The 22467-nt window shown below is 69.9% G+C and carries 24 protein-coding genes; 10 read left to right on the top strand and 14 right to left on the bottom strand.

Going from position 1 to position 22467, the window contains the following annotated elements:
- Positions 1-41 precede the first annotated feature (41 nt).
- The 4 genes from QTI68_RS29885 to QTI68_RS29870 are packed head-to-tail and all read left to right on the top strand — an operon-like array spanning position 42 to position 3676.
- Positions 42-323, top strand: a complete 282-nt coding sequence (locus tag QTI68_RS29885; protein ID WP_286526934.1) for a FeoA family protein — start codon at positions 42-44, stop codon at positions 321-323.
- On the top strand, positions 316-2214 hold the full coding sequence (feoB, locus tag QTI68_RS29880; protein WP_503011756.1) for a ferrous iron transport protein B: 1899 nt from the start codon (positions 316-318) through the stop codon (positions 2212-2214). The genes QTI68_RS29885 and feoB overlap by 8 nt, the downstream gene beginning before the upstream one ends.
- A 1-nt stretch (position 2215) precedes the next feature.
- Positions 2216-2491: a DUF6587 family protein gene (locus tag QTI68_RS29875; RefSeq protein WP_286526813.1), complete on the top strand. Its 276-nt coding sequence runs from the start codon at positions 2216-2218 to the stop codon at positions 2489-2491.
- Between the two features lie 9 nt (positions 2492-2500).
- A complete protein-coding gene (locus QTI68_RS29870) occupies positions 2501-3676 on the top strand; it encodes an FAD-dependent monooxygenase (protein WP_286526812.1) in 1176 nt (391 codons plus the stop codon).
- On the opposite strand, the gene QTI68_RS29865 is transcribed toward QTI68_RS29870, so the two are convergent.
- From QTI68_RS29865 to QTI68_RS29840, 6 genes are all read right to left on the bottom strand, one after another.
- Positions 3677-4927, bottom strand: coding sequence for an SMI1/KNR4 family protein (locus QTI68_RS29865; RefSeq protein WP_286526811.1), 1251 nt, complete (start codon positions 4925-4927; stop codon positions 3677-3679). It lies immediately after the preceding gene.
- Positions 4928-4984: 57 nt separating this feature from the next.
- Positions 4985-5821, bottom strand: coding sequence for a tryptophan 2,3-dioxygenase (kynA, locus tag QTI68_RS29860; protein WP_286526809.1), 837 nt, complete (start codon positions 5819-5821; stop codon positions 4985-4987).
- A gap of 14 nt (positions 5822-5835) precedes the next feature.
- Positions 5836-7134 carry a kynureninase gene (gene kynU, locus QTI68_RS29855; protein WP_286526808.1) on the bottom strand — a complete coding sequence of 433 codons (1299 nt, stop codon included), beginning with the start codon at positions 7132-7134 and terminating at the stop codon, positions 5836-5838.
- Positions 7131-7775: an arylformamidase gene (kynB, locus tag QTI68_RS29850; RefSeq protein WP_286526807.1), complete on the bottom strand. Its 645-nt coding sequence runs from the start codon at positions 7773-7775 to the stop codon at positions 7131-7133. Before kynB ends, kynU begins: the two co-directional genes overlap by 4 nt.
- 105 nt (positions 7776-7880) lie before the next feature.
- Entirely contained in the window at positions 7881-8993 is a 1113-nt protein-coding gene (locus QTI68_RS29845; protein ID WP_286526805.1) for a M14 family metallopeptidase, read from the bottom strand.
- A 7-nt stretch (positions 8994-9000) separates the two neighbouring features.
- Positions 9001-9981 carry a Bug family tripartite tricarboxylate transporter substrate binding protein gene (locus QTI68_RS29840; protein WP_286526804.1) on the bottom strand — a complete coding sequence of 327 codons (981 nt, stop codon included), beginning with the start codon at positions 9979-9981 and terminating at the stop codon, positions 9001-9003.
- An 86-nt stretch (positions 9982-10067) separates the two neighbouring features.
- Between QTI68_RS29840 and QTI68_RS29835 the strand changes: the two genes are divergently transcribed.
- Positions 10068-11027 carry a LysR family transcriptional regulator gene (locus QTI68_RS29835; protein WP_286526803.1) on the top strand — a complete coding sequence of 320 codons (960 nt, stop codon included), beginning with the start codon at positions 10068-10070 and terminating at the stop codon, positions 11025-11027.
- Positions 11028-11118: 91 nt separating this feature from the next.
- On the opposite strand, the gene argF is transcribed toward QTI68_RS29835, so the two are convergent.
- Entirely contained in the window at positions 11119-12045 is a 927-nt protein-coding gene (gene argF / locus QTI68_RS29830; RefSeq protein WP_286526802.1) for an ornithine carbamoyltransferase, read from the bottom strand.
- Positions 12042-13247: an aspartate aminotransferase family protein gene (locus QTI68_RS29825; protein ID WP_286526801.1), complete on the bottom strand. Its 1206-nt coding sequence runs from the start codon at positions 13245-13247 to the stop codon at positions 12042-12044. The genes argF and QTI68_RS29825 overlap by 4 nt, the downstream gene beginning before the upstream one ends.
- A 161-nt stretch (positions 13248-13408) precedes the next feature.
- On the opposite strand from QTI68_RS29825, the gene QTI68_RS29820 reads away from it, so the two are divergent.
- Positions 13409-13741: a DUF3579 domain-containing protein gene (locus QTI68_RS29820; protein ID WP_286526800.1), complete on the top strand. Its 333-nt coding sequence runs from the start codon at positions 13409-13411 to the stop codon at positions 13739-13741.
- A 109-nt stretch (positions 13742-13850) separates the two neighbouring features.
- On the opposite strand, the gene rpsT is transcribed toward QTI68_RS29820, so the two are convergent.
- A complete protein-coding gene (gene rpsT, locus QTI68_RS29815) occupies positions 13851-14168 on the bottom strand; it encodes a 30S ribosomal protein S20 (RefSeq protein ID WP_286526799.1) in 318 nt (105 codons plus the stop codon).
- 118 nt (positions 14169-14286) lie between these two features.
- On the opposite strand from rpsT, the gene murJ reads away from it, so the two are divergent.
- From murJ to QTI68_RS29800, 3 genes are read left to right on the top strand one after another with little or no spacing between them, the layout of a single operon-like run.
- Positions 14287-15852 (top strand): murein biosynthesis integral membrane protein MurJ, encoded by a 1566-nt coding sequence (gene murJ, locus QTI68_RS29810; RefSeq protein ID WP_286526798.1) that lies wholly within the window; start codon positions 14287-14289, stop codon positions 15850-15852.
- A gap of 56 nt (positions 15853-15908) precedes the next feature.
- On the top strand, positions 15909-16760 hold the full coding sequence (locus tag QTI68_RS29805) for a SirB1 family protein (RefSeq protein WP_286510069.1): 852 nt from the start codon (positions 15909-15911) through the stop codon (positions 16758-16760).
- Entirely contained in the window at positions 16760-17179 is a 420-nt protein-coding gene (locus QTI68_RS29800) for a bleomycin resistance protein (protein WP_286526797.1), read from the top strand. The genes QTI68_RS29805 and QTI68_RS29800 overlap by 1 nt, the downstream gene beginning before the upstream one ends.
- Positions 17180-17195: 16 nt before the next feature.
- On the opposite strand, the gene QTI68_RS29795 is transcribed toward QTI68_RS29800, so the two are convergent.
- The 5 genes from QTI68_RS29795 to purM all read right to left on the bottom strand — a co-directional run bounded on the left by QTI68_RS29795 (position 17196) and on the right by purM (position 21556).
- Positions 17196-18176: a GlxA family transcriptional regulator gene (locus tag QTI68_RS29795; RefSeq protein WP_286526796.1), complete on the bottom strand. Its 981-nt coding sequence runs from the start codon at positions 18174-18176 to the stop codon at positions 17196-17198.
- Positions 18155-18775, bottom strand: a complete 621-nt coding sequence (locus QTI68_RS29790) for a DJ-1/PfpI family protein (RefSeq protein WP_286526795.1) — start codon at positions 18773-18775, stop codon at positions 18155-18157. The genes QTI68_RS29795 and QTI68_RS29790 overlap by 22 nt, the downstream gene beginning before the upstream one ends.
- Positions 18772-19341: an isochorismatase family protein gene (locus tag QTI68_RS29785; protein ID WP_286526793.1), complete on the bottom strand. Its 570-nt coding sequence runs from the start codon at positions 19339-19341 to the stop codon at positions 18772-18774. Before QTI68_RS29785 ends, QTI68_RS29790 begins: the two co-directional genes overlap by 4 nt.
- A gap of 101 nt (positions 19342-19442) precedes the next feature.
- Complete coding sequence (locus tag QTI68_RS29780; protein ID WP_286526932.1) at positions 19443-20444, bottom strand: AI-2E family transporter; 1002 nt, start codon at positions 20442-20444, stop codon at positions 19443-19445.
- A 71-nt stretch (positions 20445-20515) separates the two neighbouring features.
- Complete coding sequence (gene purM, locus QTI68_RS29775) at positions 20516-21556, bottom strand: phosphoribosylformylglycinamidine cyclo-ligase (protein WP_286526792.1); 1041 nt, start codon at positions 21554-21556, stop codon at positions 20516-20518.
- Between the two features lie 207 nt (positions 21557-21763).
- On the opposite strand from purM, the gene hda reads away from it, so the two are divergent.
- Positions 21764-22450, top strand: coding sequence for a DnaA regulatory inactivator Hda (gene hda / locus QTI68_RS29770; protein WP_286526791.1), 687 nt, complete (start codon positions 21764-21766; stop codon positions 22448-22450).
- The last annotated feature ends 17 nt before the right edge of the window (positions 22451-22467 follow it).

Here is a 22467-nt window from a genome sequence, read left to right as displayed (position 1 = left end):
AATTCTCATTTTGCAATCTCTGGATTCCGCGGGTGACCACAATGACCGGCGCGGCTTCGGCCGCCATCAGCCTCGATCAGCTTCCCAACCATCAATGGGCCACGGTGCTCGACGTGCTGCGTCCCGACGAGAAGGAGGGGCGGGAGCTGGTGCTGCGCCTGACCGAGATCGGTTTCGTTCCGGGCGAAGCGGTGCGCATCGTCGCCACCGGCGTGCCCGGCCGGGAGCCGCTGGCGGTGCGGCTGGGCCACACCACCTTCGCGCTGCGCCGCCACGAGGCATCGATGATCCGCGTGACCCCGGGAGCGGTCGGCCGTGGTTGAAGCGACCCTGAACTTCCAGCCCGGCGCCGCCGTCTCGCTGAGCCCGCCGGAGCGCATCGCGCTGCTCGGCAATCCGAACTGCGGCAAGACGGCGCTGTTCAACCTGCTGACGGGCAGCCGCCAGAAGGTCGCCAACTATGCCGGCGTGACGGTCGAGCGCAAGGAGGGCATCTCGCGCACGGCGGGTGGTCGGCGCGTCTTCGTGCTCGACCTGCCGGGCGCCTACAGCCTCAATGCGCTGTCGGCCGATGAAGCCGTGACGCGCGACGTCGTCACCGGCAAGAGCAGCGAGGCGCTGCCCGACCTGCTGGTCTGCGTGACCGACGCCACCAACCTGCGGCTCAACCTGCGGCTGGTGCTCGAGGCCCGGCGCCTGGGCCTCCCGATGGTGGTGGCGCTCAACATGACCGACATGGCGAAGAAGCAGGGCATCACGGTCGATGCGGCCGTGCTGTCGCGCGAACTCGGCGTGCCGGTGATCGAGACCGTCGGCGTCCACAGCGGCGGGGCCCAGGGCCTGCTCGAAGCCCTCGACGCGCCGGTGGCCGCCGCCGTCCCGCAGTCCTGGCATGCGCCCGGCCTCGACGAGGTGCTCGACACCCAGCGCGAGGTGCGCCGCATCCTGGGGCTGGCGGTGCGCGAGCCGACGGGCAGCCTGGCCACCAGCGACCGCATCGACCGCGTCGTGATGCATCCGGTGTGGGGCATGCTGGTGCTCGCGGTAACGATGTTCCTGATGTTCCAGGCCGTGTTCAGCTGGGCCGCGGTGCCGATGGACGCGATCAAGGACGGTACCGCCGCCCTCGGCGAACTGATCAAGCACGTCGTGCCCGAAGGCATGCTCCAGAGCCTGCTGGTCGACGGCATCATCGCCGGCGTCGGCGGGGTGATCGTGTTCCTGCCGCAGATCCTGATCCTGTTCCTGTTCATCCTGGCGCTGGAAGATTCCGGCTACCTGCCGCGGGCCGCGTTTCTGCTCGACCGCGTGATGGGCACTGTCGGACTGTCGGGCCGCTCGTTCATCCCGCTGCTGTCGAGCTTCGCCTGCGCCATCCCGGGCGTGATGGCGACCCGCACCATCAGCAACTGGCGCGACCGCATCACGACCATCATGATCGCGCCGCTGATGACCTGCTCGGCCCGGCTGCCGGTCTATGCGCTGCTGATCGCCGCCTTCATTCCGGCGCGCACCGTCGGCGGCGTCTTCAACCTGCAGGGGGTGGTGCTGTTCGCCCTGTATGTGTTCGGCATCGTCTCGGCGATGGCGGTGGCCTGGGTCATGAAGCGCTTCCGCGACAGCCAGCAGCGCTCGCCGCTGATGATGGAGCTGCCGGCCTACCGCTGGCCCAACCTGCGCAACCTGGCGCTGGGCCTCTATGAACGCGCCTGGATCTTCATCCAGCGCGTCGGCACGATCATCCTCACGCTGACCATCCTGCTGTGGTTCCTGTCGACCTTTCCGTCGCCGCCCGAAGGCGCCTCCGGGCCGGCCATCCAGTACAGCCTGGCCGGCATGATCGGCCGTGGGCTCGAGCACATCTTTGCGCCGATCGGCTTCAACTGGCAGATCTCGATCGCGCTGGTGCCCGGCATGGCGGCGCGCGAGGTGGCGGTGGGGGCGCTCGGCACGGTGTATGCGCTGTCCGCCACCGGCGACGACGTCGCGGGCCAGCTGGAGCCCCTGATCGCCGGCAGCTGGTCGCTGGCGACGGCGCTGTCGCTGCTGGTCTGGTATGTGTTCGCGCCCCAGTGCATCTCGACCTTGGCCGCGGTCAAACGCGAGACCGGCTCCTGGCGTTATGTTTGGATCATGGCTGGCTATTTGTTCGCGCTCGCCTACATTGCGTGCTGGATCACCTATCGGGTGGCACTGGCGCTCACAGGAGGATGAGATGACGCAGGAAATCATTGTCGGATTGATCGTCGCGCTGGCCGCGTTCTATGCGCTGTGGCGCTGGATGCCTGCCAACTGGCGCCGCGCTGCGGCCGGCAAGCTGGCGGCGGGAACGCAGCGCGCGGGCCTGGTCGATGCCCAGCGGGCGCAGCAGCTGGCGGCTTCGCTCGGCAAGGCTTCGGGTTGCGGGGCCTGTGACAGCTGCGGCAGTTGCGGCAGCGCCGGCCTGAAGGCCCAAGCCGAGAGCCAGACCGCTGCCACGCACTCCCGCTGAGTGCGGTCCATGCCAGCCCATGTCCTGATTGCGGGCGGCGGCATCGCGGGCCTCGCCTGCGCGCTGGCGCTGGCCCGGCGGCGCCACCGGGTCGACCTGCTCGAGCAGGCGGTGGCCTTCGGCGAGGTCGGCGCCGGCATCCAGCTCGGTCCCAACGTGACGCGACGGCTGCAGCAGCTGGAGGTCTGGGAGCCGCTGGTGCGGATCGCCGCGCGGCCCGATGCGCTGGTGGTTCGAAGCGCCACCGACAGCCGCGAGATCGCCCGCATGCCGCTCGGCAACGCGATGCTGCACAACTACGCCGCCCCCTATTTCTGCGTCCATCGCGCCGACCTGCACGGGGTGCTGCTGGCGGCGGCGCGCGGCACCGGGGCCGTCACGCTGAACACCGCGGCCCGGGTCACCGGCGTGGTCGCGCGCGAGCATGCGGTCTGCGTGTCCAGCACCGAGCGCCGGGCCTGGGAGGGCGATGCGCTGATCGGCGCCGATGGCCTCTGGAGCACGGTGCGGCCGTTCGTGCTGGAGGACTCGCCGCCCCGGCCCACCGGCCACACGGCGTGGCGCGCGCTGGTCGATCAGTCGGCCTTGCCGGCCGCGCTGCGCAGCACGCAGGTCACGGTCTGGCTCGGGCCGCGGCTGCACGCGGTGGCCTATCCGGTGCGCCGCGGCGATGCACTCAACGTGGTGGTGCTGGCCGAATCGGCGCCCGCCGGCGATGCGCGCGACTGGGACCAGTCCTCCAGCCTGGCGGCGTTGCAGGCCGCGACCGGGCGCACCAGTGGCGCGCTCCAGGCCCTGCTGGAGGCAGTGCCCGATTGGCGGGCCTGGACCCTCAACGATCGGCCGCCACTCGCCAGTCCTTCGCAGATGGCGGGCGAGCGCATCGCTCTGGTCGGCGATGCGGCGCATCCGATGCTGCCCTACCTCGCCCAGGGGGCGGGAATGGCGATCGAGGACGCGGTGGCGCTGGCGGAGGCCCTGGACGGCGGCGACGCGGCGGCGGTGCCGGCGGCGCTCATGCGCTTTGCCGAGGCGCGCTGGCAGCGCAATGCCCAGGTGCAGGCACGGGCCCGCCGCAATGGCGGGATCTTCCATGCCACCGGACTGGTGCGCTTCGGGCGCGACGCCGCCCTGCGGCTGCTGGGTGCGCGATTGCTCGACGTGCCGTGGCTCTACGAGGGTTGATCAGAGGCTGAAGCTCTGCAGATGGTCGACCCGCTTGGCCAGGCCCGCCGGGCCCAGGTAGTGGGTGAGACGACCCGCATGGACTTCGACCAGGGCGGATTCGAGGTCGGCGAGCATGCCGTCCCGGGCGGCGGCATAGCTGCCCGCCAGGTCGTCGTGCGAGCGCCCGTAGGCTTCGGCGATCAAGCGTGCGGCCGCCGGCGCGCCGCAGGCCACGCATTCGGCGATTGCGGTGGCGCTGGGCTCGGCCCCGCGCGCGAGCAGCAGGCCGACCAGTTCGGGCGAGACCGCGCTGTCGATGTAGTCGAGCGCATCGTGCGCCACCGGTGCGCCGGCCTGCACCAGTGCCTGCGCGGCCTCGTGGGCACCGTGGCTGAGGGCCAGGTCAGTGGCGATCGCGCTGCCCAGCAGCGGGCCGTCGAGCGTCACTTCGGCGGCCGCCAGGCGCCCGACCAGTTCGGCGTCGTCGGTGGCGATCGCATGCCGCAGCGCGACGCGTGCCAGCGGGGCGTCCTGTGCCAGCGTGCCGGCCGCCAGCGGCGTGCGCCAGTCGACCATGGCGCGCCGGTAGAAGGCGATCAGCCGGTCCATCAGCTCGAGCGACAGGCCGTGCTCCTGGTGGCGCTGGTCGAGGTATTCGAGCAGCGCCTGGCCGGTGAAGTAGTCGCCCGCCGGCGCCAGCGGGTCCTCGTCGAGCTGCAGCGCCTCGAAGGCGGCGCACAGGTCGTGGGCGACGGTGGTCATGCCGTCCTCGTGCATCTCGTGCGCCCAGGGCGCCGGCAGTCCCTGCTTCCAGGCCAGCACGTGGCCGTAGTCGGGGCCGGGCTCGACCACGGCGTAGACCCGGTCGCAGTCCTCGAAGCCGCCGAAGGGCAGCAGCGTGAGCTTGCCGTCCCAGGCCTCGCCGCTGTCCGCGGCTGCTTCCTGCGCGCCCTGGCGCTCGTGCTCGATCCACCCCTGCAGGTCGTGCGGGCCATCGCCGCCGTTGTAGAAGAGTTCGCTCCAGACCACCGACTCCTCGTTGCCGTTCATGTGCAGGTGGAGGTCGTAGTCGATGCGCCCGCCGGCCGTCAGGCGCCAGAGCGACAGCAGCTCCGGCGGCAGCGGCCCGGCGCACTGGGCCTGCAGCGCCGCGACCTGGTCTTCGTCCATCGGCGGGCGGGCGTCGAAGATCACGCGGCGCGCGAACAGCGCGATGCCGTGCGAGCGCAGCTGCGCGAGTTCCTCATCTCCGAAGAAATCGTTGTCCATCGTTGTCTCCTCTCTTTGTTGTCGATGCGAAGCTGCGAAGGACGTCGCGCGGGCTGTCTAGAGGTCGGTCCGCAGCTTCCAGATCTCCGGGAACAGCACCACGTCGAGCATCTTGCGCAGATAGCTTACGCCGCCGGTGCCGCCGGTGCCACGCTTGAAGCCGATCACGCGCTCGACCGTGGTCACGTGGCGGAAGCGCCAGAGGCGGAAGGCGTCTTCGAGGTCGGTGAGTTCTTCGCCGAGCTGGTAGAGCTCCCAGTGTTTCTTGGGCTCGCGGTAGGCGACCAGCCAGGCCTGCTCGACACCGTCGCTGGCCTCGTAGGGTTTCGACCAGTCGCGCTCCAGGTGGTCGGCCGGCACGTCGAGGCCACGCCGCGCCAGCAGCCGCAGCGCCTCGTCGTACAGCGAGGGCGCGCGCCAGGCGGCCTCGACCTCGGCCAGCAGCTCGGGGCGGTGCGCGTGGGGCTTGAGCATCGCGGCGTTCTTGTTGCCGAGAGCGAATTCGATGCAGCGGTACTGCCAGCTCTGGAAGCCGCTGGAGGCGCCGAGGTAGGGCCGCATGGCGCTGTATTCGGGCGGTGTCATGGTCGCCAGAACGTCCCAGGCATGCACCAGCTGCTCCATGATCCGCGACACGCGCGCCAGCATCTTGAAGGCGCTGGAGAGGTCGTCCTCGGCGATGGCGCGGATCGCGGCGCGCAGTTCGTGCAGCATGAGCTTCATCCAGAGCTCGCTGGTCTGGTGCTGCACGATGAACAGCAGCTCGTCGTGCGCCGGCGAGCGCGGATGCTGCGCGGTCAGGATCTGGTCGAGGCTCAGGTAGTCGCTGTAGCTCATCGAGGCGCTGAAGTCGAGCTGCGCCTTTTCGTCGTGGACGATTTGTTCGGTACTCATGACAGTCTTTGGCCTCAGGTCACCGCGAGCTTCTGGTTGAACTCGGGTCGTTTCCATTCTTCGCGGTCGAGCACCTGCACCAGGTGTTCGACCGCGTTCCATACATCTTCGAAGCCGATGTAGAGCGGCGTGAAGCCGAAGCGCAGGATGTCGGGCATCTGCGCATCGCCGGCCCTGAAGTCGCCGATCACGCCGCGGGCGATCAGCGCCTGCACCATCGCATAGGCGCCCGGGCCGCCATCGCGCAGGGCCAGGCAGACCTGCGAGCCGCGCCGCGCGTGCTCGCGCGGCGTCACCAGCGCGAAGCGCCCGGCGCAGCGTTGCTCGACCAGCGTGATGAAGGCGTCGGTCAGCGCCAGCGACTTGGCGCGCAGCGCCGCCATCGGGCCCTGGCCGGCGTCGAAGGGCTCGGCGGCCAGCACGCTGTCGAGCCCGCATTCGAGCCCGGCCAGCGCGATGATCGGCTGGGTGCCGCACAGGTAGCGGGCGACGCCCGGCGCCGGCCGGTAGTGCGGCGTGAACTCGAACGGCGCCGCATGGCCCCACCAGCCCGAAAGCGGCTGCGTGAACTGGCCGGCGTGGCGCGTGTGCACCCAGACGAAGGCCGGCGCGCCGGGGCCGCCGTTCAGGTACTTGTAGCCGCAGCCGATCGCGAAGTCGGCCTCGGCGTCGTTGAGCGCCACCGGCACCGCGCCGGCGCTGTGGGCGAGGTCCCAGACCGTCAGCGCGCCCACCGCGTGGGCCGCGGCCGTGACGGCCTTCATGTCGTGCATGGCGCCGGTGCGGTAGTTGACGTGGGTCAGCATCAGCACCGCGACCTGCTGGTCGAGCGCCGCGGGCAGTTCGTCGGCCTCGATCAGCCGGAGCGTGAAGCCGCGCTCTCGGCAGATCGACTCGGCGATGTAGAGGTCGGTCGGGAAGTTGCTGCGCTCGCTGAGCACGACGCGGCGCTCCGGGTTGGCGTCGGGCGTCGCCAGCAGCACCTGGCTCAGGGCCGCGAACAGCACCTTGTAGAGATTGATCGAGGTGCTGTCGGTGCAGACCACTTCGCCCGGCGCGGCGCCGACCAGCCGGGCGACCTTGTCGCCGAGCCGCTGCGGCAGGTCGAACCAGCCGGCGCTGTTCCAGGAACGGATCAGGCCTTCGCCCCATTCCTTGGCGACCACCTCGGCGATGCGGGCCGGCGCGGTCTTCGGCAGCACGCCGAGCGAGTTGCCGTCGAGGTAGATCACGCCCTCGGGCAGCAGGAAGCGGTCGCGCAGCGCGGCCAGCGGGTCTTCGGCGTCGAGGCGCCGGCAATCATCGAGTGTCATGGGGATTCCGGATTGAGTTCGCGCAGGACCGCGCGCACCGGCGAGGCATCGGCGCTCACCAGTTTCAGGGGCAGGGCGATGAGTTCGTAGTCGCCCTCGGGCACCTCGTCGAGCACCAGGTTCTCGAGCACGCGCAGGCCGAGCCGGCGGATCACCTGGTGGCTGTCGAGGGTCTTGCTGTCGGCCGGATCGATGCTGGCGGTGTCGATGCCGACCAGCGTCACGCCGAGGGCCGCGAGGCGCTCGATGGTGGCCGGCGCGTAGGCGGCGAGGGCGCCGTCCCAGCGCTCGACCGGCGCCCGCCGGTAGGTGCGCACCAGCACCCGCGGCGGCAGGTCGTCGAGGGCGTGGGCGATGTGCGCCCACTCGATCAGCGGGCCGCGCTCGATCGCGTGGATGACGCGGCAGCGGCCGAGGAAGGGCGCAAGCGCGACCTCGCCGATGGGCGCGCCGGCGGGGTCGTAGTGCAGCGGTGCGTCGGCATGGGCGCCGACGTGCGGCGACAGGCTGATCTCGCTGACGTTGACCGGGCAGCCGGGCGCGATCGTCGCGGCCCAGCGCTGCCGGTAGGGCGTGTCGCCGGGGAAGACCGGCGCGCCCTCGTGCACGGGGGGGGAAATATCCCAGAGGCGTTGCGTCATGGCGCAAAGGTAGCGCCGCGCGCGGGTTCGTGGTGTCGGTTATTTCCAACATCGGACACGGAACAAGTGTCATCGCGCGCCGAGCCCGCCAGCAGGCGGGTCGCTTCAGCGTCCGAGCGCCAGGACGCCCTGCAGCAGCGCCGTGCGGCACTGGCCCGCGATCATGCCGCGCCATTCGTCGTCGTCCACGTAGAAGGCATCGTGCAGGTCCTGCTTGATGGCGGCGCGCTGCTCGGTGCTCGCCGCGTCCGGATGGCGGTGCAGCCAGTGTTCGGCGCGCAGGGCCTCCATGGCGGTGGCCTTGCGGGTGCCGTATTCGAGCGCGATGCCGACGCTCTCGGCCTGCGGACACTCGGCAAAGACCGCGCTCACCGCATGGCCCACCACCTGGCGGGACGCCGAATCGCCTTCCCAGGCGGCGACGACGTCCGCGCCCCAGATGGCGCGCGTGGCGCGCAGGTTGTCGGTGGTGCCCGGCAGCCCGGCATGGATCTTCTCGCCATGGCCGCAGCGGCCGAGGCCGGTATGGACGTCGATCCAGGCGATGCGCCGGCGCTGCGCGGCATGCGAACGCAGGATGGCCCGCAGCGTGCGGTTGCTCCAGCTCGGCGCGGTGCCCGAATAGAACAACCCGTCGGCGAACTCGGACTGGCCGGTGGTCACGGCTTCACGGAAGGCCGTCTCGCCGTGGCGGGCAATGTAGCCTGCAATGCTGCGCGCGTTGTCTTCCGTGGGCGGCCATTGCAGCGGCAGCATGAGCTCGTGCAGCTCGGCATAGGCCGGGTTGCGCGTGGGCTGCGCGAAGTCGATGAAGTTGCGGTTCAGGTCGATGTTGTCCTCGTTGGTGCGGCGCCGGTGCGAGAAGCCATAGGGATTGACCGCGTGGATCAGCAGCAGGGCCACGCCGCGCTCGCGCGCCAGGCCCAGCAGGGCCGGATCGCGCAGCAGCGCCACCTGGCAGCCCGAGCCGCAGAAGCCTTCGACGCCGTGGACGCCCGAACTGAGCACCACCAGCGATTCGGCGTCGGCCGTGCCGAGCAGCGCCACGTCGGTCGCAAGGGTTTCGCCCAGCGCACCGGCGATGCCTTCGAGCACCCGATGTTCGAGATGGGCGCCGGCGCCTTGGGCGGCGGCGATGAACTTGGTGCGGGCTTCGGCATAGTCGGCCGAAAAGCAGCTTTGCACGGCGCCGTCGTTCATGAGGATGTGGTCTTGCATGGGTTTCTCACTGCGGTTGGTAGCCGGACTGGCGGATCACGGGGCCCCAGGCGTCGGAGATGCGCTGGATGCTCTGGGCCAGCGCGTCGGGCCCGCCGTAGTTCGGTGTCGAACCCAGGGCCTGAAGGCGTTCCCGGGTCTTGGCGGAAGCCAACGTGGTGCGCACCGCCTCGCTGTAGCGTGCGATCACGGCGGGCGGCGTGCCGGCCGGGGCATAGAGGCCGGCCACGTTGGACAGTTCGAGGCCCTTGATGCCGAGTTCGGCGAAGGTCGGCACGTCGGGCAGGTCCGGGTGCCGTGCGCTGCCCGAGACGGCCAGGAAGCGGACCTTCTCGGCCTTGGCGAACGGCATCAGTTCGAAGGTCGAGGTGACGCCGAAGGGAATCTGGCCCGCCGCGAGATCTGTCACGAGCGGCGAGCCGCCGCGATAGGCCGCCGGCGCCGCGTCGATCTGCAGTCCTTTCGCCAGCAGGCCGACCGCGAACTCGGGCATGCTGCCCGGCGCCGGCACGCCGAAGTTGGCCTGGCCCGGATGCTGATGGGCCCAGGCGCTGATGTCCTTGAGCCGCGTGATGCCCGTGCCGGGATGCGTGGCCAAGGCGAACACGATCTTGTCGCTGACGACGGCGACCGGTGCGAAGTCCCGGGCGGTGTCGAACCCCGGGTTCTTCAGCGTGTGCGGCAGGATCGCGACGGTGTGATCGTTGGTCAGCATCAGCGTGGTGCCGTCCGCCGGCGCGGCCTTCAGGACCTGGGCGGCGATCAGGCCGCCGGCACCCGGCCGGTTCTCCACCACGAAGGTCTGGCCCAGCGCCTGTCCCATGCCTTCGGCAAGGATTCTGGCAGTCGTGTCGATGCCGCCGCCGGCGGCGAAGCCGACCACGATGCGCACCGGCGGCCTGGTTTCGGCCTGGGCGGTCAAGGCGGCCGCGAGGCCCAGTGTGAGCAGGGCCGCGCGGCGGCCCCAGCGGGGGAGAACGGATGTCATCGGGGTTCCTCGTGAAAGGCTTGCTAGGGAAGAGCCTCCACTGTAGAAAAGCAACCGTATAAATAAAAGACAGAGATTTTTTGTTGATGATCAATCCGATTGATAGCCCTGCGCCCTCTGCCTTCGCGGCTGCCCCGTACCCTAGCCTTCGCCAGCTCGAGATCTTTCGTGCGGTCGCCGAGGCCGGCAGCATCCGTTCGGCGGCGCGCCGGCTGGGACTCACGCAGCCGGCCGTGACCCACGCGGTGCGCGAACTCGAGCGCGGCGTCGGCGCCCATCTGTTCGCCCGCAGCGTCAAGGGCGTGGCGCCGACCGAGATCGGCGCGGCCCTGCTGCGGCGCAGTCACCTGCTGTTCAATGAAGTGCGACGCACGCAGGAAGAAATCGCCGAATTGCGCGATGGCACCGGCGGCCGGCTGTCGATCGCCTTCAGCTCGACGGCGGCCCAGTTGCTGCCGGCGGCGCTGACCGACTTCCGCGGCCGGCGGCCGGGCGTGGCGCTGGAACTGCAGGAGCTGACCTGGCCCAGCACCGACGAGCGCTGGCATGGCGGCGACTACGACTTCGCGGTGATCAGCGAATCGGGTGAAGTGGCCCACGACGGCCTGGTGCACGAGGTGCTGCTGGAGCACCCGCTGATCGTCGTCGCACGGCAGGGCCATCCGCAGGCCAGTGCCCGCTCGCTGTCCAGCCTTCAGGACTGCCTGTGGCTGGTGCCGGGCTATGGACGGGTGCTGCTGCAGCGCCTCTTCGCGGCCCGGCGGACCGCGGCGCCCACCGACGTCATTGCCTGCCAGTCGACCCACATGGCGCTGATGCTGCTGTACCAGACCGACGCCCTGGCCCTGCTGTCGGGCAGCCTCGTCAGCGGGCAGGCCATGTCGAGCGGCCTGGTGCGGCTGCCGCTGCCCGGCCCGCCGTTGGCCACGTTGCGGATTTCGCTGCTGGTGCGCGACAGCCAGGCGCTGACGCCGGCCGCGCGGGTGTTCATCGACTGCCTGCGGCGCGCCGCGAGAGAAGCGGCTCAGGCGCAGCGCGGGGTGTGAGCGGTCAGGCCGGCGCCGGGCCGCCCCAAGGCGGCCTGCGGCCCCCTCGGGGGGCAGCGACCCACACGCAGTGGGGGAGCGTGGGGGCCAGTCAACCCACGCGCCCGAGGAGCAGGAATTCCATCAGCGCCTTCTGCACGTGCATCCGGTTCTCGGCCTCGTCCCAGACCACCGACTGCGGGCCGTCGATCACGTCGGCCTCGACCTCCTCGCCGCGGTGCGCCGGCAGGCAGTGCATGAAGAGCGCATCGGGCTGGGCCACGCGCATCATCTCGGTGTCGACGCACCAGTCGGCGAAGGCGGCGCGGCGGGTCTCGTTCTCGGCCTCGTAGCCCATGCTGGTCCAGACGTCGGTGGTCACCAGGTCGGCGCCGCGGCAGGCTTCCATCGGGTCCTTGAAGACCTGGTAGCTGGCGCTCGAGCGCAGCCCGGCGACCGACTGGTCGACTTCGTAGCCGCTCGGCGTGCTGACGTGCACCTTGAAGCCCAGGATCTCGCTGGCCTGCAGCCAGGTATTGGCCATGTTGTTGCCGTCGCCGACCCAGGCCACGGTCTTGCCCGCGATCGAGCCGCGGTGCTCGATGAAGGTGAAGATGTCGGCCAGGATCTGGCAGGGGTGGAACTCGTTGGTCAAGCCGTTGATGACCGGCACCCGCGAATGGGCCGCGAAGGCCTCGATCTTGGTCTGCTCGTAGGTGCGGATCATCACCAGGTCGACCATCCGGCTGATGACCTTGGCGCTGTCCTCGATCGGCTCGGCGCGGCCCAGCTGGCTGTCGCCGGTGGTGAGGTGCACCACGCTGCCGCCGAGCTGGTACATGCCGGCCTCGAAGCTCACGCGGGTGCGTGTCGAGGCCTTCTCGAAGATCATCGCCAGCGTGCGGTCGACCAGCGGCTGGTGCTTCTCGTAGGCCTTGAACTTCTTCTTGATCAGCGCCGCGCGCGCGAACAGGTGGGCGTAGTCGCCGGCATCGAAATCCGAGAATTGCAGGTAGTGCCGGATCGCGGTCGTGTTCATGGTTGAGGCTCCGCGAGGAAGGCCTTCACCAGCGGCGCCAGGATCGCCACGATCTCGTCGGCTTCGGCGATGCTGAGGATCAGCGGCGGCACCAGCCGGATCACGCTGTCGGCCGTGACGCTCAGCAGCAGGCCGGCGTCGCAGGCGCGGCCGAGGATCACGCCGCAGGGACGGTCGAGCTCGATGCCCAGCATCAGGCCCTGGCCGCGGATTTCCTTCACGCCGGCCAGGCCAGCGAATTCGCGCTCCAGCGCCGCCTTCAGGTGGGCGCCGACGGTGGCGGCGTTCTCGAGCAGGTTCTGCTCTTCCATGATCCGGATGGTCTCGATGCCGGCGCGCATGGCCAGCGGGTTGCCGCCGAAGGTGGTGCCATGGTTGCCCGGGCCGAAGATGTGGGCGGCGCGCGGGCCGGCGACCACCGCGCCGATCGGCACGCCCGAGCCCAGGCCCTTGGCCAGCGGCATCACGTCCGGCTTGATGCCCGCCCACTGGTGGGCGAACCACTTGCCGGTGCGGCCCATGCCGCATTGCACTTCGTCGATCATCATGAGCCAGTCGCGCTGGTCGCAGAGCGCGCGCACCTGGCGCAGGTATTCCCAGCGCATCGGATGGATGCCGCCTTCGCCCTGGATGGTCTCGAAGAACACGGCGACCACGTTCGGATTTCCCTCGGTGGCCTTCTTGAGCGCGTCGATGTCGTTCAGCGGCACGCGGATGAAACCCTCGACCAGCGGGCCGAAGCCCTGCTGCACCTTGGGATTGCCGGTGGCCGACAGCGTGGCGATGCTGCGGCCATGGAACGCGGCCTCGTAGACCACGATCTCGGGCCGCTCGATGCCCTTGTCATGGCCGAACTTGCGCGCCAGCTTGAGCGCGGCCTCGTTGGCCTCCAGGCCGGTGCAGCAGAAGAAGGCGTTGGTCAGGCCCGACAGCTCGGTCAGCTTGGTCGCCAGCTGCTCCTGTCCCGGCACATGGTAGTAGTTGGAGCTGTGGATCAGCTTGGCGATCTGGTCCTGCAGCGCGGGCACCAGTTCGGGGTGGTTGTGGCCCAGCGTGTTGACCGCGATGCCGCCCAGGCCGTCGAGGTAGGCACGGCCGTTGGTGTCCCAGACTCGGCAGCCCTGGCCGTGCGACAGCGCGATCGGCAGGCGACCGTAGGTGTTCATGACGTGGGGCGACGAGGGGGCGGCATTGGCGCTCATGCGGATCTCCGGAAAAGGGAACGCGGATTCTAGGCGGCCGGTCGCGACAGTTCAGTGAGGATTGCGCATCACAGCAATGCCCCCAGGCGTGTCGCCCGGGGGACCCCCGGATAGAATCTTGTGCGGCGCAGCAACTGCTCGCGCTTTTCTCTCGCCAACAGATGGTCTCTCCAAACGCCAAAGAAATCTTCATTCAGGGAATCACCCAGGATGGCCGCACTTTTCGTCCCAGCGACTGGGCCGAGCGACTGGCGGGCGTGATGTGCTCGTTCCGCCCCGGCGGCCCGCAGCCCGGCAGCCACCTGAACTATTCGCCCTGGTGCGTGCCGACCGTGATCAACGGCATCAAGTGCGTGGTGGTGAACCGCGAACTGCGCGATTTCGAGCCGATGGCCTGGGATTTCTGCGTCAACTTCGCCAAGGACAACGGCTTGCAGGTGGCCGAGGCCTGCCTGGTGCCCGACGCGCCGACCCTGCCCAAGACCTCCGCCTGAATCGAACGCCCATGAAAAAACCGCCCGAAGGCGGTTTTTCACTTTGCTGCAGCGCACCCCGATCAAACGGCGGATCGGCGAACCAATCCGGGCTGTTTGCCTGATAGCGTCAGGCGGCGACTGCCTTTTCAGGGGCGAGGGCCAGGGCCTTGACCTTGGCCGACAGGCGGCTCTTGTCGCGAGCGGCCTTGTTCTTGTGGAAGATGCCCTTGTCGGCGACGGTGTCGACGATGCTCTGGGCCTTCGCGAAGGCTTCTGCCGCCTTGGTCTTGTCGCCGGCCAGCACGGCCTTCTCGACATTCTTCACGGCGGTGCGGTATTTCGAACGCAGCGAGGTGTTCGCGGCGTTGAGCTTGACGTCCTGGCGGACGCGTTTACGGCCCGACGCGAGGCGCGGGTTCTTCTTCTTGGGCTTGGCGGATGCCATATTCAGTGTTCCTTGAGGGTCTGGGGATGATGCAGCAAAGCCCTCCATTATAGGCGAGTTGCGCCAAACCGCCGCCAGCCGCCGGGAGAGCACGCGCGGGCGCCTACACTTCTGCCCCGTGTCCCTGTTCAAATCCGCCTCCACCGTCTCGCTCCTGACGCTCGCCTCCCGGGTGACCGGCCTCATCCGCGACGTCCTCATGACCTCGGTGTTCGGCGTCAGCGCGATGACCGACGCCTTCTACGTCGCCTTCCGCATCCCGAACCTGTTCCGGCGGGTGTTCGGCGAGGGCGCCTTCAGCCAGGCCTTCGTGCCGGTGCTGGCCGCCTCCCGGACCGAACACGGCGACGCCGGCGCCAAGGCGCTGGTCGACCACGTGGCGACCCTGCTGACCTGGACCCTGGTGGTGGTCTGCGCGCTGGGCGTCGTCGGCGCGCCGCTGATGGTCTGGGCCATGGCCAGCGGCCTGCAGAAGAACCCGCAGGGCTTCGACGCCGCGGTGGTCATGACGCGCTGGATGTTCCCCTACATCGGCTTCATGTCGCTGGTGGCCCTGGCCGGCGGCGTGCTCAACACCTGGCGCAAGTTCGCGGTGCCGGCGGCGTCGCCGGTGCTGCTGAACCTGGCGCTGATCGCGGCGATCGTGGGGGGGGCGCCGTTGTTCAGGCGTTTCGGCATCGAGCCGATCTATGCCCAGTGCGTGGGCGTGATGGTGGGCGGCATGTTGCAGCTGGCGATCCAGGTCCCGGCCCTGCGCGGCCTGGGCATGATGCCGCGCATCGGCGCCAGCTTCGGCGCGCTGCGCGCTGCCTGGCGCGACCCGACCACCCGTCGCGTGATGCGGCTCATGCTGCCGGCGCTGATCGGCGTCAGCGTGGCCCAGATTTCGTTGCTGATCAACACCCAGATCGCCTCCCACCTGGCGACCGGCAGCGTCAGCTGGATCACCAACGCCGACCGCCTGATGGAGTTCCCGACCGCCATGCTGGGCGTTGCGCTCGGCGTGGTCCTGATGCCGCAGCTGGCCAGCGCCCGCGCCGCCAAGGACGACGCCCGCTATTCGGCGATGCTGGACTGGGGCCTGCGCCTGGTGGTGCTGCTCGCGGTGCCCTGCGCCCTGGCGCTGCTGGTGTTCGCACGCCCGCTGGTGGCGGTGCTCTTCCACAACGGCGAATTCAGCGCGCTGCATGTGCAGCGCACCAGCGTGGCGCTGATGGGCTACGGCGTCGGCTTGGTCGGCCTGGTGGCGATCAAGGTGCTTGCGCCCGGCTACTACGCGAAGCAGGACACCCGCACGCCGATGCTGATCGCGGTCGGGGTGCTGGTGCTGACCCAGGTGCTGAACTTCTTCCTGGTGCCGCTGCTGCAGCACGCCGCGCTGACGCTCACGATCAGCATCGGGGCGCTGGTCAACGCGCTGTGGCTGCTGGTCGGGCTGGTGCGCCGCGGCAGTTACCGGCCGTTGCCGGGCTGGGGAAAGTTCCTGCTCCAGGTGCTGTTCGCCACCGCCGTGCTCGGCGTGCTGCTGTTCTGGGGCGACCGCCATTTCGACTGGATCGGCCTGCAGGCGCATCGGCTGCAGCGCATCGGCCTGCTGGCGGCGCTGATCGCGGGCGGGGCGCTGCTCTATTTCGCGGTGCTGGCGCTGACCGGGCTCAAGCTGCGCAGCTTCGTGCGCCGCTGATCGCCGCGTTTTCGCTCGCGCCTTGACGGTCTCCGTCCGCTCCTCTACAAAGCCACATGACGTTCCGCTTCTCGACGCCCACCGCTCTCGAATACTTCGAATCGCTCGTCAAGAGCGACGAGCAGTTCCCGCTGCTGGAGGCGGCCGCCAGCCTGGCGCAGGACGAATACCCCGAACTCGACGTCCAGCAGGTGCTGGGCGATGTCGACCAGCTGCTCGCGCGCCTCAAGCGGCGCCTGCCGGCCGACGCGGCGCCGCTGCACCGGCTGCGCTCTCTCAACCAGTTCTTCTTCCATGACCTGAGCTTCGGCGGCAACGTCAACGACTACTACGACCCCGACAACAGCTACCTCAATGCGGTGCTGCGCACCCGCCGCGGCATCCCGATCTCGCTCGCGGTGCTCTGGATGGAGCTGGCACAGGGGCTGGGCCTGCAGGCCCGGGGCGTCGGCTTCCCGGGCCATTTCATGCTCAAGGTCACGCTGCCGAAGGGGCAGGTGGTGATCGATCCCTTCACCGGCAAGTCGCTCTCGCGCGAAGAACTCAGCGAGCGCCTCGAACCCTACAAGCGCAGCAACGGCCTGGTCGGCGATTTCGACGTTCCGCTGGGCCTGTACCTGCAGCCGGCGACGCCGCGCGAGATCATCGGGCGAATGCTGCGCAACCTGAAGGAAATCCACCAGGCCCAGGAAGACTGGCAGCGTGCCATCGCGGTCCAGGACCGGCTGGTGGCGCTGCTGCCCGAAGCCTGGGGCGAGCACCGCGACCGCGGCCTGGCCCACGCCGAACAGGGCAATGCCGCGTTCGCGGTGCGCGACCTCGAGACCTACCTCGCGCATGCCGAGGACGCGCTCGACCTCGACGCGATCGCCGAGCGGGTGGCCGCGCTGCGCCGGGCGGAGTTCTGATGGAATCCGCCAAGGCGCCGCTGGCCGACCTTGGTACCCGGCACCAGTTCCACGGCGTCCAGCCGGTGCTGCCGGTGGCCGATGCGGCGCGCGCGGCGCGCTATTTCTGCGACGTGCTGGGCTTCGACCTGGACTTCATCGCGGGCGAGCCGCCGAGCTATGCGCGGGTCAAGAAGGGCGACCGAAGCTATGGCGACCCGGTCTACCTGCGCCTCTGGCAGTGCGGTCGGCGCGAGGCCAGCCCGTGGCGCGGCGAGATCGTGATCCATGTCGGGCAGGACATCGACGGCCTGCATGCGGCCTACGTGAAGCGCGGGGTCGACGTGGTCGAACCCCCCACTTCCCAGCCCTGGGGCCTGCGCGAATTCGCCATCCGGGAGCCCGACGGCCACATTCTTCGCTTCTGTGGATATCTCTAGCTCAGCGCCGGCCGGATCAGATCGGCGTCGAGGGTGAGCCTGGCAGTCCGAACTGGCGCCAGGCGCGGCGCAGCTGGGTGTCGGAGCCGAAGCCCGAAAACTCCGCCGCCTGCGTGACGTTGGCGCCCGACTGCAGCGCCAGCTGCGCCGTGGCGAGCCGCAGGCGGCGCAGGTAGGCCAGCGGCGCGACGCCGGCGTGCTCGACGAACAGCCGCGTCAGGTGGCGCGGCGAGGTGTGGGCGACCTCGGCCATGCGCGGCACCGTCCAGTCGGTCTGCGGCGCCTCGCTGACCGCGTCCTGGACCCGGTGCAGCGCCGCATGCAGGTGGTTTCGATAGGCCAGGAAGGGCGAGAGCTCGGGGTCCTGCGGGCCGCGCCGCATCGCCACCACCATGGTCTGGGCCACCCGGGCCGCCAGTGTCTCGCCGCAGGCCTGGCCGATGCGGTGCAGCATCAGGTCGATGCCGGTGGTGACGCCGGCGCTGCTGTAGAGCGGCGCATCGAGCACGAAGACACGGTTGGCGACCACGTCGCAGCGCGGTTCGACCTGCTTCAGTTCGTCCAGGTGGTGGTGGTGCGTGGTCGCGCGCCGGCCCGCGAGCAGGCCGGCGTGGGCCGCGAGCAGCGTGCCGGCGCAGACCGTGACGAGTTCGAGCCGGCCGGGCTCGAGCCGCAGGCCGCGCAGCCAGTGCAGCAGGGCCCGCGCCGGCGGGTTGTCGACCGCGATGGCCTCGCCCGGCAGTCCGACCAGCACCACCCAGGTCGGCATGCGCCAGTCCGACGGCAGCGGCTGCAGGCCGGCCAGCCGGACGCCGACCGAGCTGGCGGATTCGGGCTCGGGGCTCGCGAACACCAGTTCGAAACGGGGCGGCAGCCCGGCGGCGGCCCGAAGCTGGTTGGCGATGCGCAGCGCTTCCGCCGGGCCGGCCCAGTCGAGCACCAGGCTGTGCGGCAGCAGCGCGAAGACGACGCGAATCAGGGTGGGGTCCGGGTCCACGCGAAGTCCATCTGCCGCGCGGTGCGCAGCGCCAGCGGCTCGCCGGCCAGCCGGGCCACCAGGTGCAGGCTCATGTCGATGCCGGCCGTGATGCCGGCCGAGGTGACGATGCGGCCCTGGTCGACCCAGCGGACGCCTTCGCGGACGTCCAGAGCCGGAAAGCGGTGGCGCAGGTCGTCGATGTCTTCCCAATGGGTTGTCACGGATGCCCCGGCCTGCAGCACGCCGCTGGCGGCCAGCAGGAAGGCGCCGGTGCAGACCGAGGCCGTGATGCGGGCCTCCAGGCTGGCGCGGGCGATCCAGTCGCGGGTCGCCCCGCAGGCCATCGCGGCATCGACCACCCCGCCCGGGACGATCAGCACGTCTGCCGCGGGCGGGTCGTCGAAGCTGCGGTCCGGCAGCACCTGGAGGCCGGCCCGCATGCGCACCGGCGCCGTGGTGCGGGCGACGCAATGCACCTCGAACGGCGGCGCCATGCCGGCCGCGTCGCGCTGGTGCATGCGGGACGCGGTCGTGAAGACCTCGTAGGGACCCGCCAGGTCCAGGGCCTCGACGTCGTCGAAGGCGAGGATCGCGACCTGCAGCGTCCGGGTGCTCATGGCCTTGATTCCGCGAGCCGGGCCAGCGCTTCTTCGGCGCTGCACACCTTGGCGAAGCGGCCGTCGAGCACCGTGGCGGTGCGGGCCTGGATGTCCGCCGCCGGCAGTGGCCGGCCGTCGGGCTGCACCATGTCGAAAGTCAGCGTCGCCTCGGTCACGTAGTCGACCTGCCAGCCCAGGTCGGAGGCATGGCGCGTGGTGGTCTCGCAGCATTGCTCGGTGCGGATGCCGCTGACCACCAGCCGCTCGATGCGGTTCTGGGTCAGCCAGACGTCGAGTCCGGTGCCGACCAGCGCGCTGTGGCGGCGCTTGGTGAAGGTGGCGGCCGCCTCGAAGGGCGCGAGCCCTTCGAGCGGGCGCACATGGCCTGATTCGATCGCGAAGGCGTTGCTGGCGACGGCCGGCCCGTCGGTGTGGAAGACCCGGACGATCGGCGCACCCACGGCGGCAAAGCCCCGGATGAGTGCGTTCTGCGCCGCCAGGTAGGCCGGCAGGCCGAGCGCGTCGAAATAAGGGCGGTGGCGGAACGACTCCTGCGCGTCGATCACTATCAGACAGCTGGTCATGGGGGCATCTCCGGAACGAAAGTGGATGATGCGCCCAATTTTTCAGGATACGCGGCTGGTCGTCCCCGCCGTGGCGGACCGGAATCGATCACTTTCAGACATCAGACCAGGCCCGCCGTCTTCAGTTCTTTCTTGAGGTAGGCGTAGAACAGCGGTGCCGCTACCAGCCCCGCCGGCCCGAACACCGCTTCGGCGACGAACATCACGGCCAGCAGCTCCCAGACCGACATCTGCGTCCGGCTGCCCACCACTTTGGCGTTGATCAGGTATTCGGCCTTGTGGATCAGGATCAGGAAGCCCAGGCAGACCAGCGCGGTGAGCGGCGACACCGACAGCCCGACCAGCGTGATGACCGTGTTGCAGATCAGGTTGCCCACGATCGGCACCAGGCCGGCGACGAAGGTGAGGGTGATCAGCGCCGGCGTGTAGGGGAGCTCCATGTGCCACAGCGGCAGCAGGAACAGCAGGAAGAGGGCGGTCAGGAAGGTGTTGAAGGCCGCGATCCAGAACTGCGCCGCGACGATCTGGCCGAAGGCCTCGCCGAACAGCACGATGCGCGCGCGCAGCTCGCGCGCCAGCGGCCGGCGCGAGGGCGGCTGGATGGCCACCGCGGCCAGCGAACCGACGATCAGGCCGACGTAGGCGAACAGCAGCCCGCCGAGCCAGGCGCGGCCGGTGAGCGCCAGCGAACCGGCCTGCCCGCGCAGGTAGTTGGCGATCATGCGCTGCACCTCGCCGGAGCCCTCCGGCAGGTAGGCGCCGATGTCCGGCGGCAGCTTGAGCCGCAGTTCGAGCACTGTGCGGGCGATGTAGTCGAGCAGTTCCTTGTACTGGTCGGGCGCGTTCAGCACGAACTCGCGGGCCTCGGAGAAGCCCAGGATCAGGAGGCCGATCGGCGCCAGCATCACCAGCGTCGCCGCCGTTACCCGCGGCAGCGCCGGCGCCGCGCTCCAGGCCGGGTCGTTGGCGCTGATCTTGCGGCGCCGGCGCAGCGCCAGATCGAAGGCCCGCGCCAGCCAGCGCGTGCCGAGGTAGCCGATGCAGGCGGACAGCAAACCCGGCAGCAGCCCCTGCCACATGATCAGCAGCAGCCCCGCCGCCATCAGCAGGTAGCTCGCCGTGACGACGTAACGCGAAGGGGCGGCGGTGGGGTCGCTCACGCGGTCGGGGCGCTTCAGGCGACGACCACGGCGGCACCGGTGCCGCGCTCGGCGATCACGCCGATGGTGTGCACGGTCTCGCCGGCAGCCTGCAGCGTGGCGGCGCAGGCGGCGGCCTGGGCGGCCTCGATCACCACCACCATGCCGATGCCGTTGTTGAAGGTCCGGTTCATCTCGATATCGTCGATGCCGGCCACCTTCTGCAGCCAGGCGAAGAGCTCGGTCTGCGGCCAGCTGCCCTTCTGGAGGTGGGCGGCCGTGCCTTCGGGCAGCACGCGCGGGATGTTCTCGAGCAGGCCGCCGCCGGTGATGTGGGCCAGCGCCTTGATCGGGTGCTTGCCCAGCGCCGCGAGCACCGGCTTGACGTAGAGATGCGTGGGTTCCATCACGGCCTCGCGGAAGGGCTTGCCGTCGAGCGTCGCGGGCAGGTCGGCGCCGGCGCGCTCGATCACCTTGCGCACCAGGCTGAAGCCGTTGGAATGGACGCCGGCCGAGGCCAGGCCGAGCACCACGTCGCCGGGCTTGACGTCCTTGCCGGTGAGGATCAGCGACTTCTCGACCGCGCCGACCGCGAAGCCGGCCAGGTCGTATTCGCCGGCCGGGTACATGCCGGGCATTTCGGCGGTCTCGCCGCCGATCAGCGCGCAGCCGCTCAGTTCGCAGCCGCGGGCGATGCCGCCGACCACCGCCGCGGCGGTGTCGACGTCGAGCTTGCCGCAGGCGAAGTAGTCGAGGAAGAACAGCGGCTCGGCGCCCTGGACCAGCACGTCGTTGACGCTCATGGCCACCAGGTCGATGCCGACGGTGTCGTGCATGTTCCATTCGAAGGCCAGCTTGAGCTTGGTGCCGACGCCGTCGGTGCCGCTCACCAGCACCGGTTCCTTGTAGCGCTTGGGCACCTCGAACAGGGCCCCGAAGCCGCCGATGCCGGCCAGCACGCCTTCGCGCATCGTCTTTTTCGCCAGCGGCTTGATGCGGTCGACCAGCGCGTCGCCGGCATCGATGTCGACGCCGGCGTCCTTGTAGCTGAGCGGGGTGGTGGAGTTGGAGGTCATGGTCGGGCCGGGCAGAAGAGGGGAGGGCGGAAGGAGGAGGACAATGAGGGCCGGCAACCGATCTGGGCGGGCCGATAGAATTCGCCACGATTTTAAGGGCGCCGGTCGACCCGGCCCCCGCTTGCCACTTCGTGTCCTGCGCCAATCCCTCATGAACCCTTCCTTCGCGTCGTCCGCGCCCACCCAGCCGCCCCCGGCGGCCAAGGCATGAAACAGCTCGCGCTCGACATCGGCATCGCCAGCGGCCCGACGCTGGCGGGCTTCTTCGCCGGTCCGAACGAGCCGGCCCTGCGGCACCTGCAGCTGTGGGTCGGCGACGCGCGCGCGCCCACCCTCCATTCGCCGGTGCCGACCTACCTCTGGGGCGAAGGCGCCAGCGGCAAGACGCACCTGCTGGAGGCGGTCCGCGGCGCGCTGCGCGAGCAGGGCGCCAGCGTCGGCTGGCTCGACCCGGCGGCCGTCAACCCGCCCGAGTTCGATGAACGCTGGGGCGCGGTGCTGCTCGACGACGTCCATCTCTACACCGCGGTGCAGCAGCACGCGGCCTTCAACTGGTTCATCAACGCCCAGAGCCTGCAGCGCGGCGTGGTCGCCGCCGGCGCCCTGCCGCCGGCCGACCTGCCGCTGCGCGAAGACCTGCGCACCCGGCTGGGCTGGGGCCATGTGTTCCACTTGCAGGTGTTGAGCGAGGCCGAGCGGCGCGCGGTGCTGCGCCAGGCGGCCGACGACCGTGGCGTGGTGCTGTCCGACGAAGTCCTCGACTACATGCTGCACCGCTTCAGCCGCGACCTCGGCAGCCTGATGGAACTGCTCGCGCAGCTCGACGGCTATGCCTTGCAGACCCAGCGCGCGATCACCATCCCGCTGATCCGGTCGATGCTCGAAAACGAATAGGGCTTAAGCCCTCTCCC

Source organism: Variovorax sp. J31P207, assembly GCF_030316965.1.
Lineage (GTDB): Bacteria > Pseudomonadota > Gammaproteobacteria > Burkholderiales > Burkholderiaceae_C > Variovorax > Variovorax ginsengisoli_B.
The sequence above is the reverse complement of the archived record's forward strand: the minus strand, read 5'-3'. Positions and strand labels throughout refer to the sequence as shown.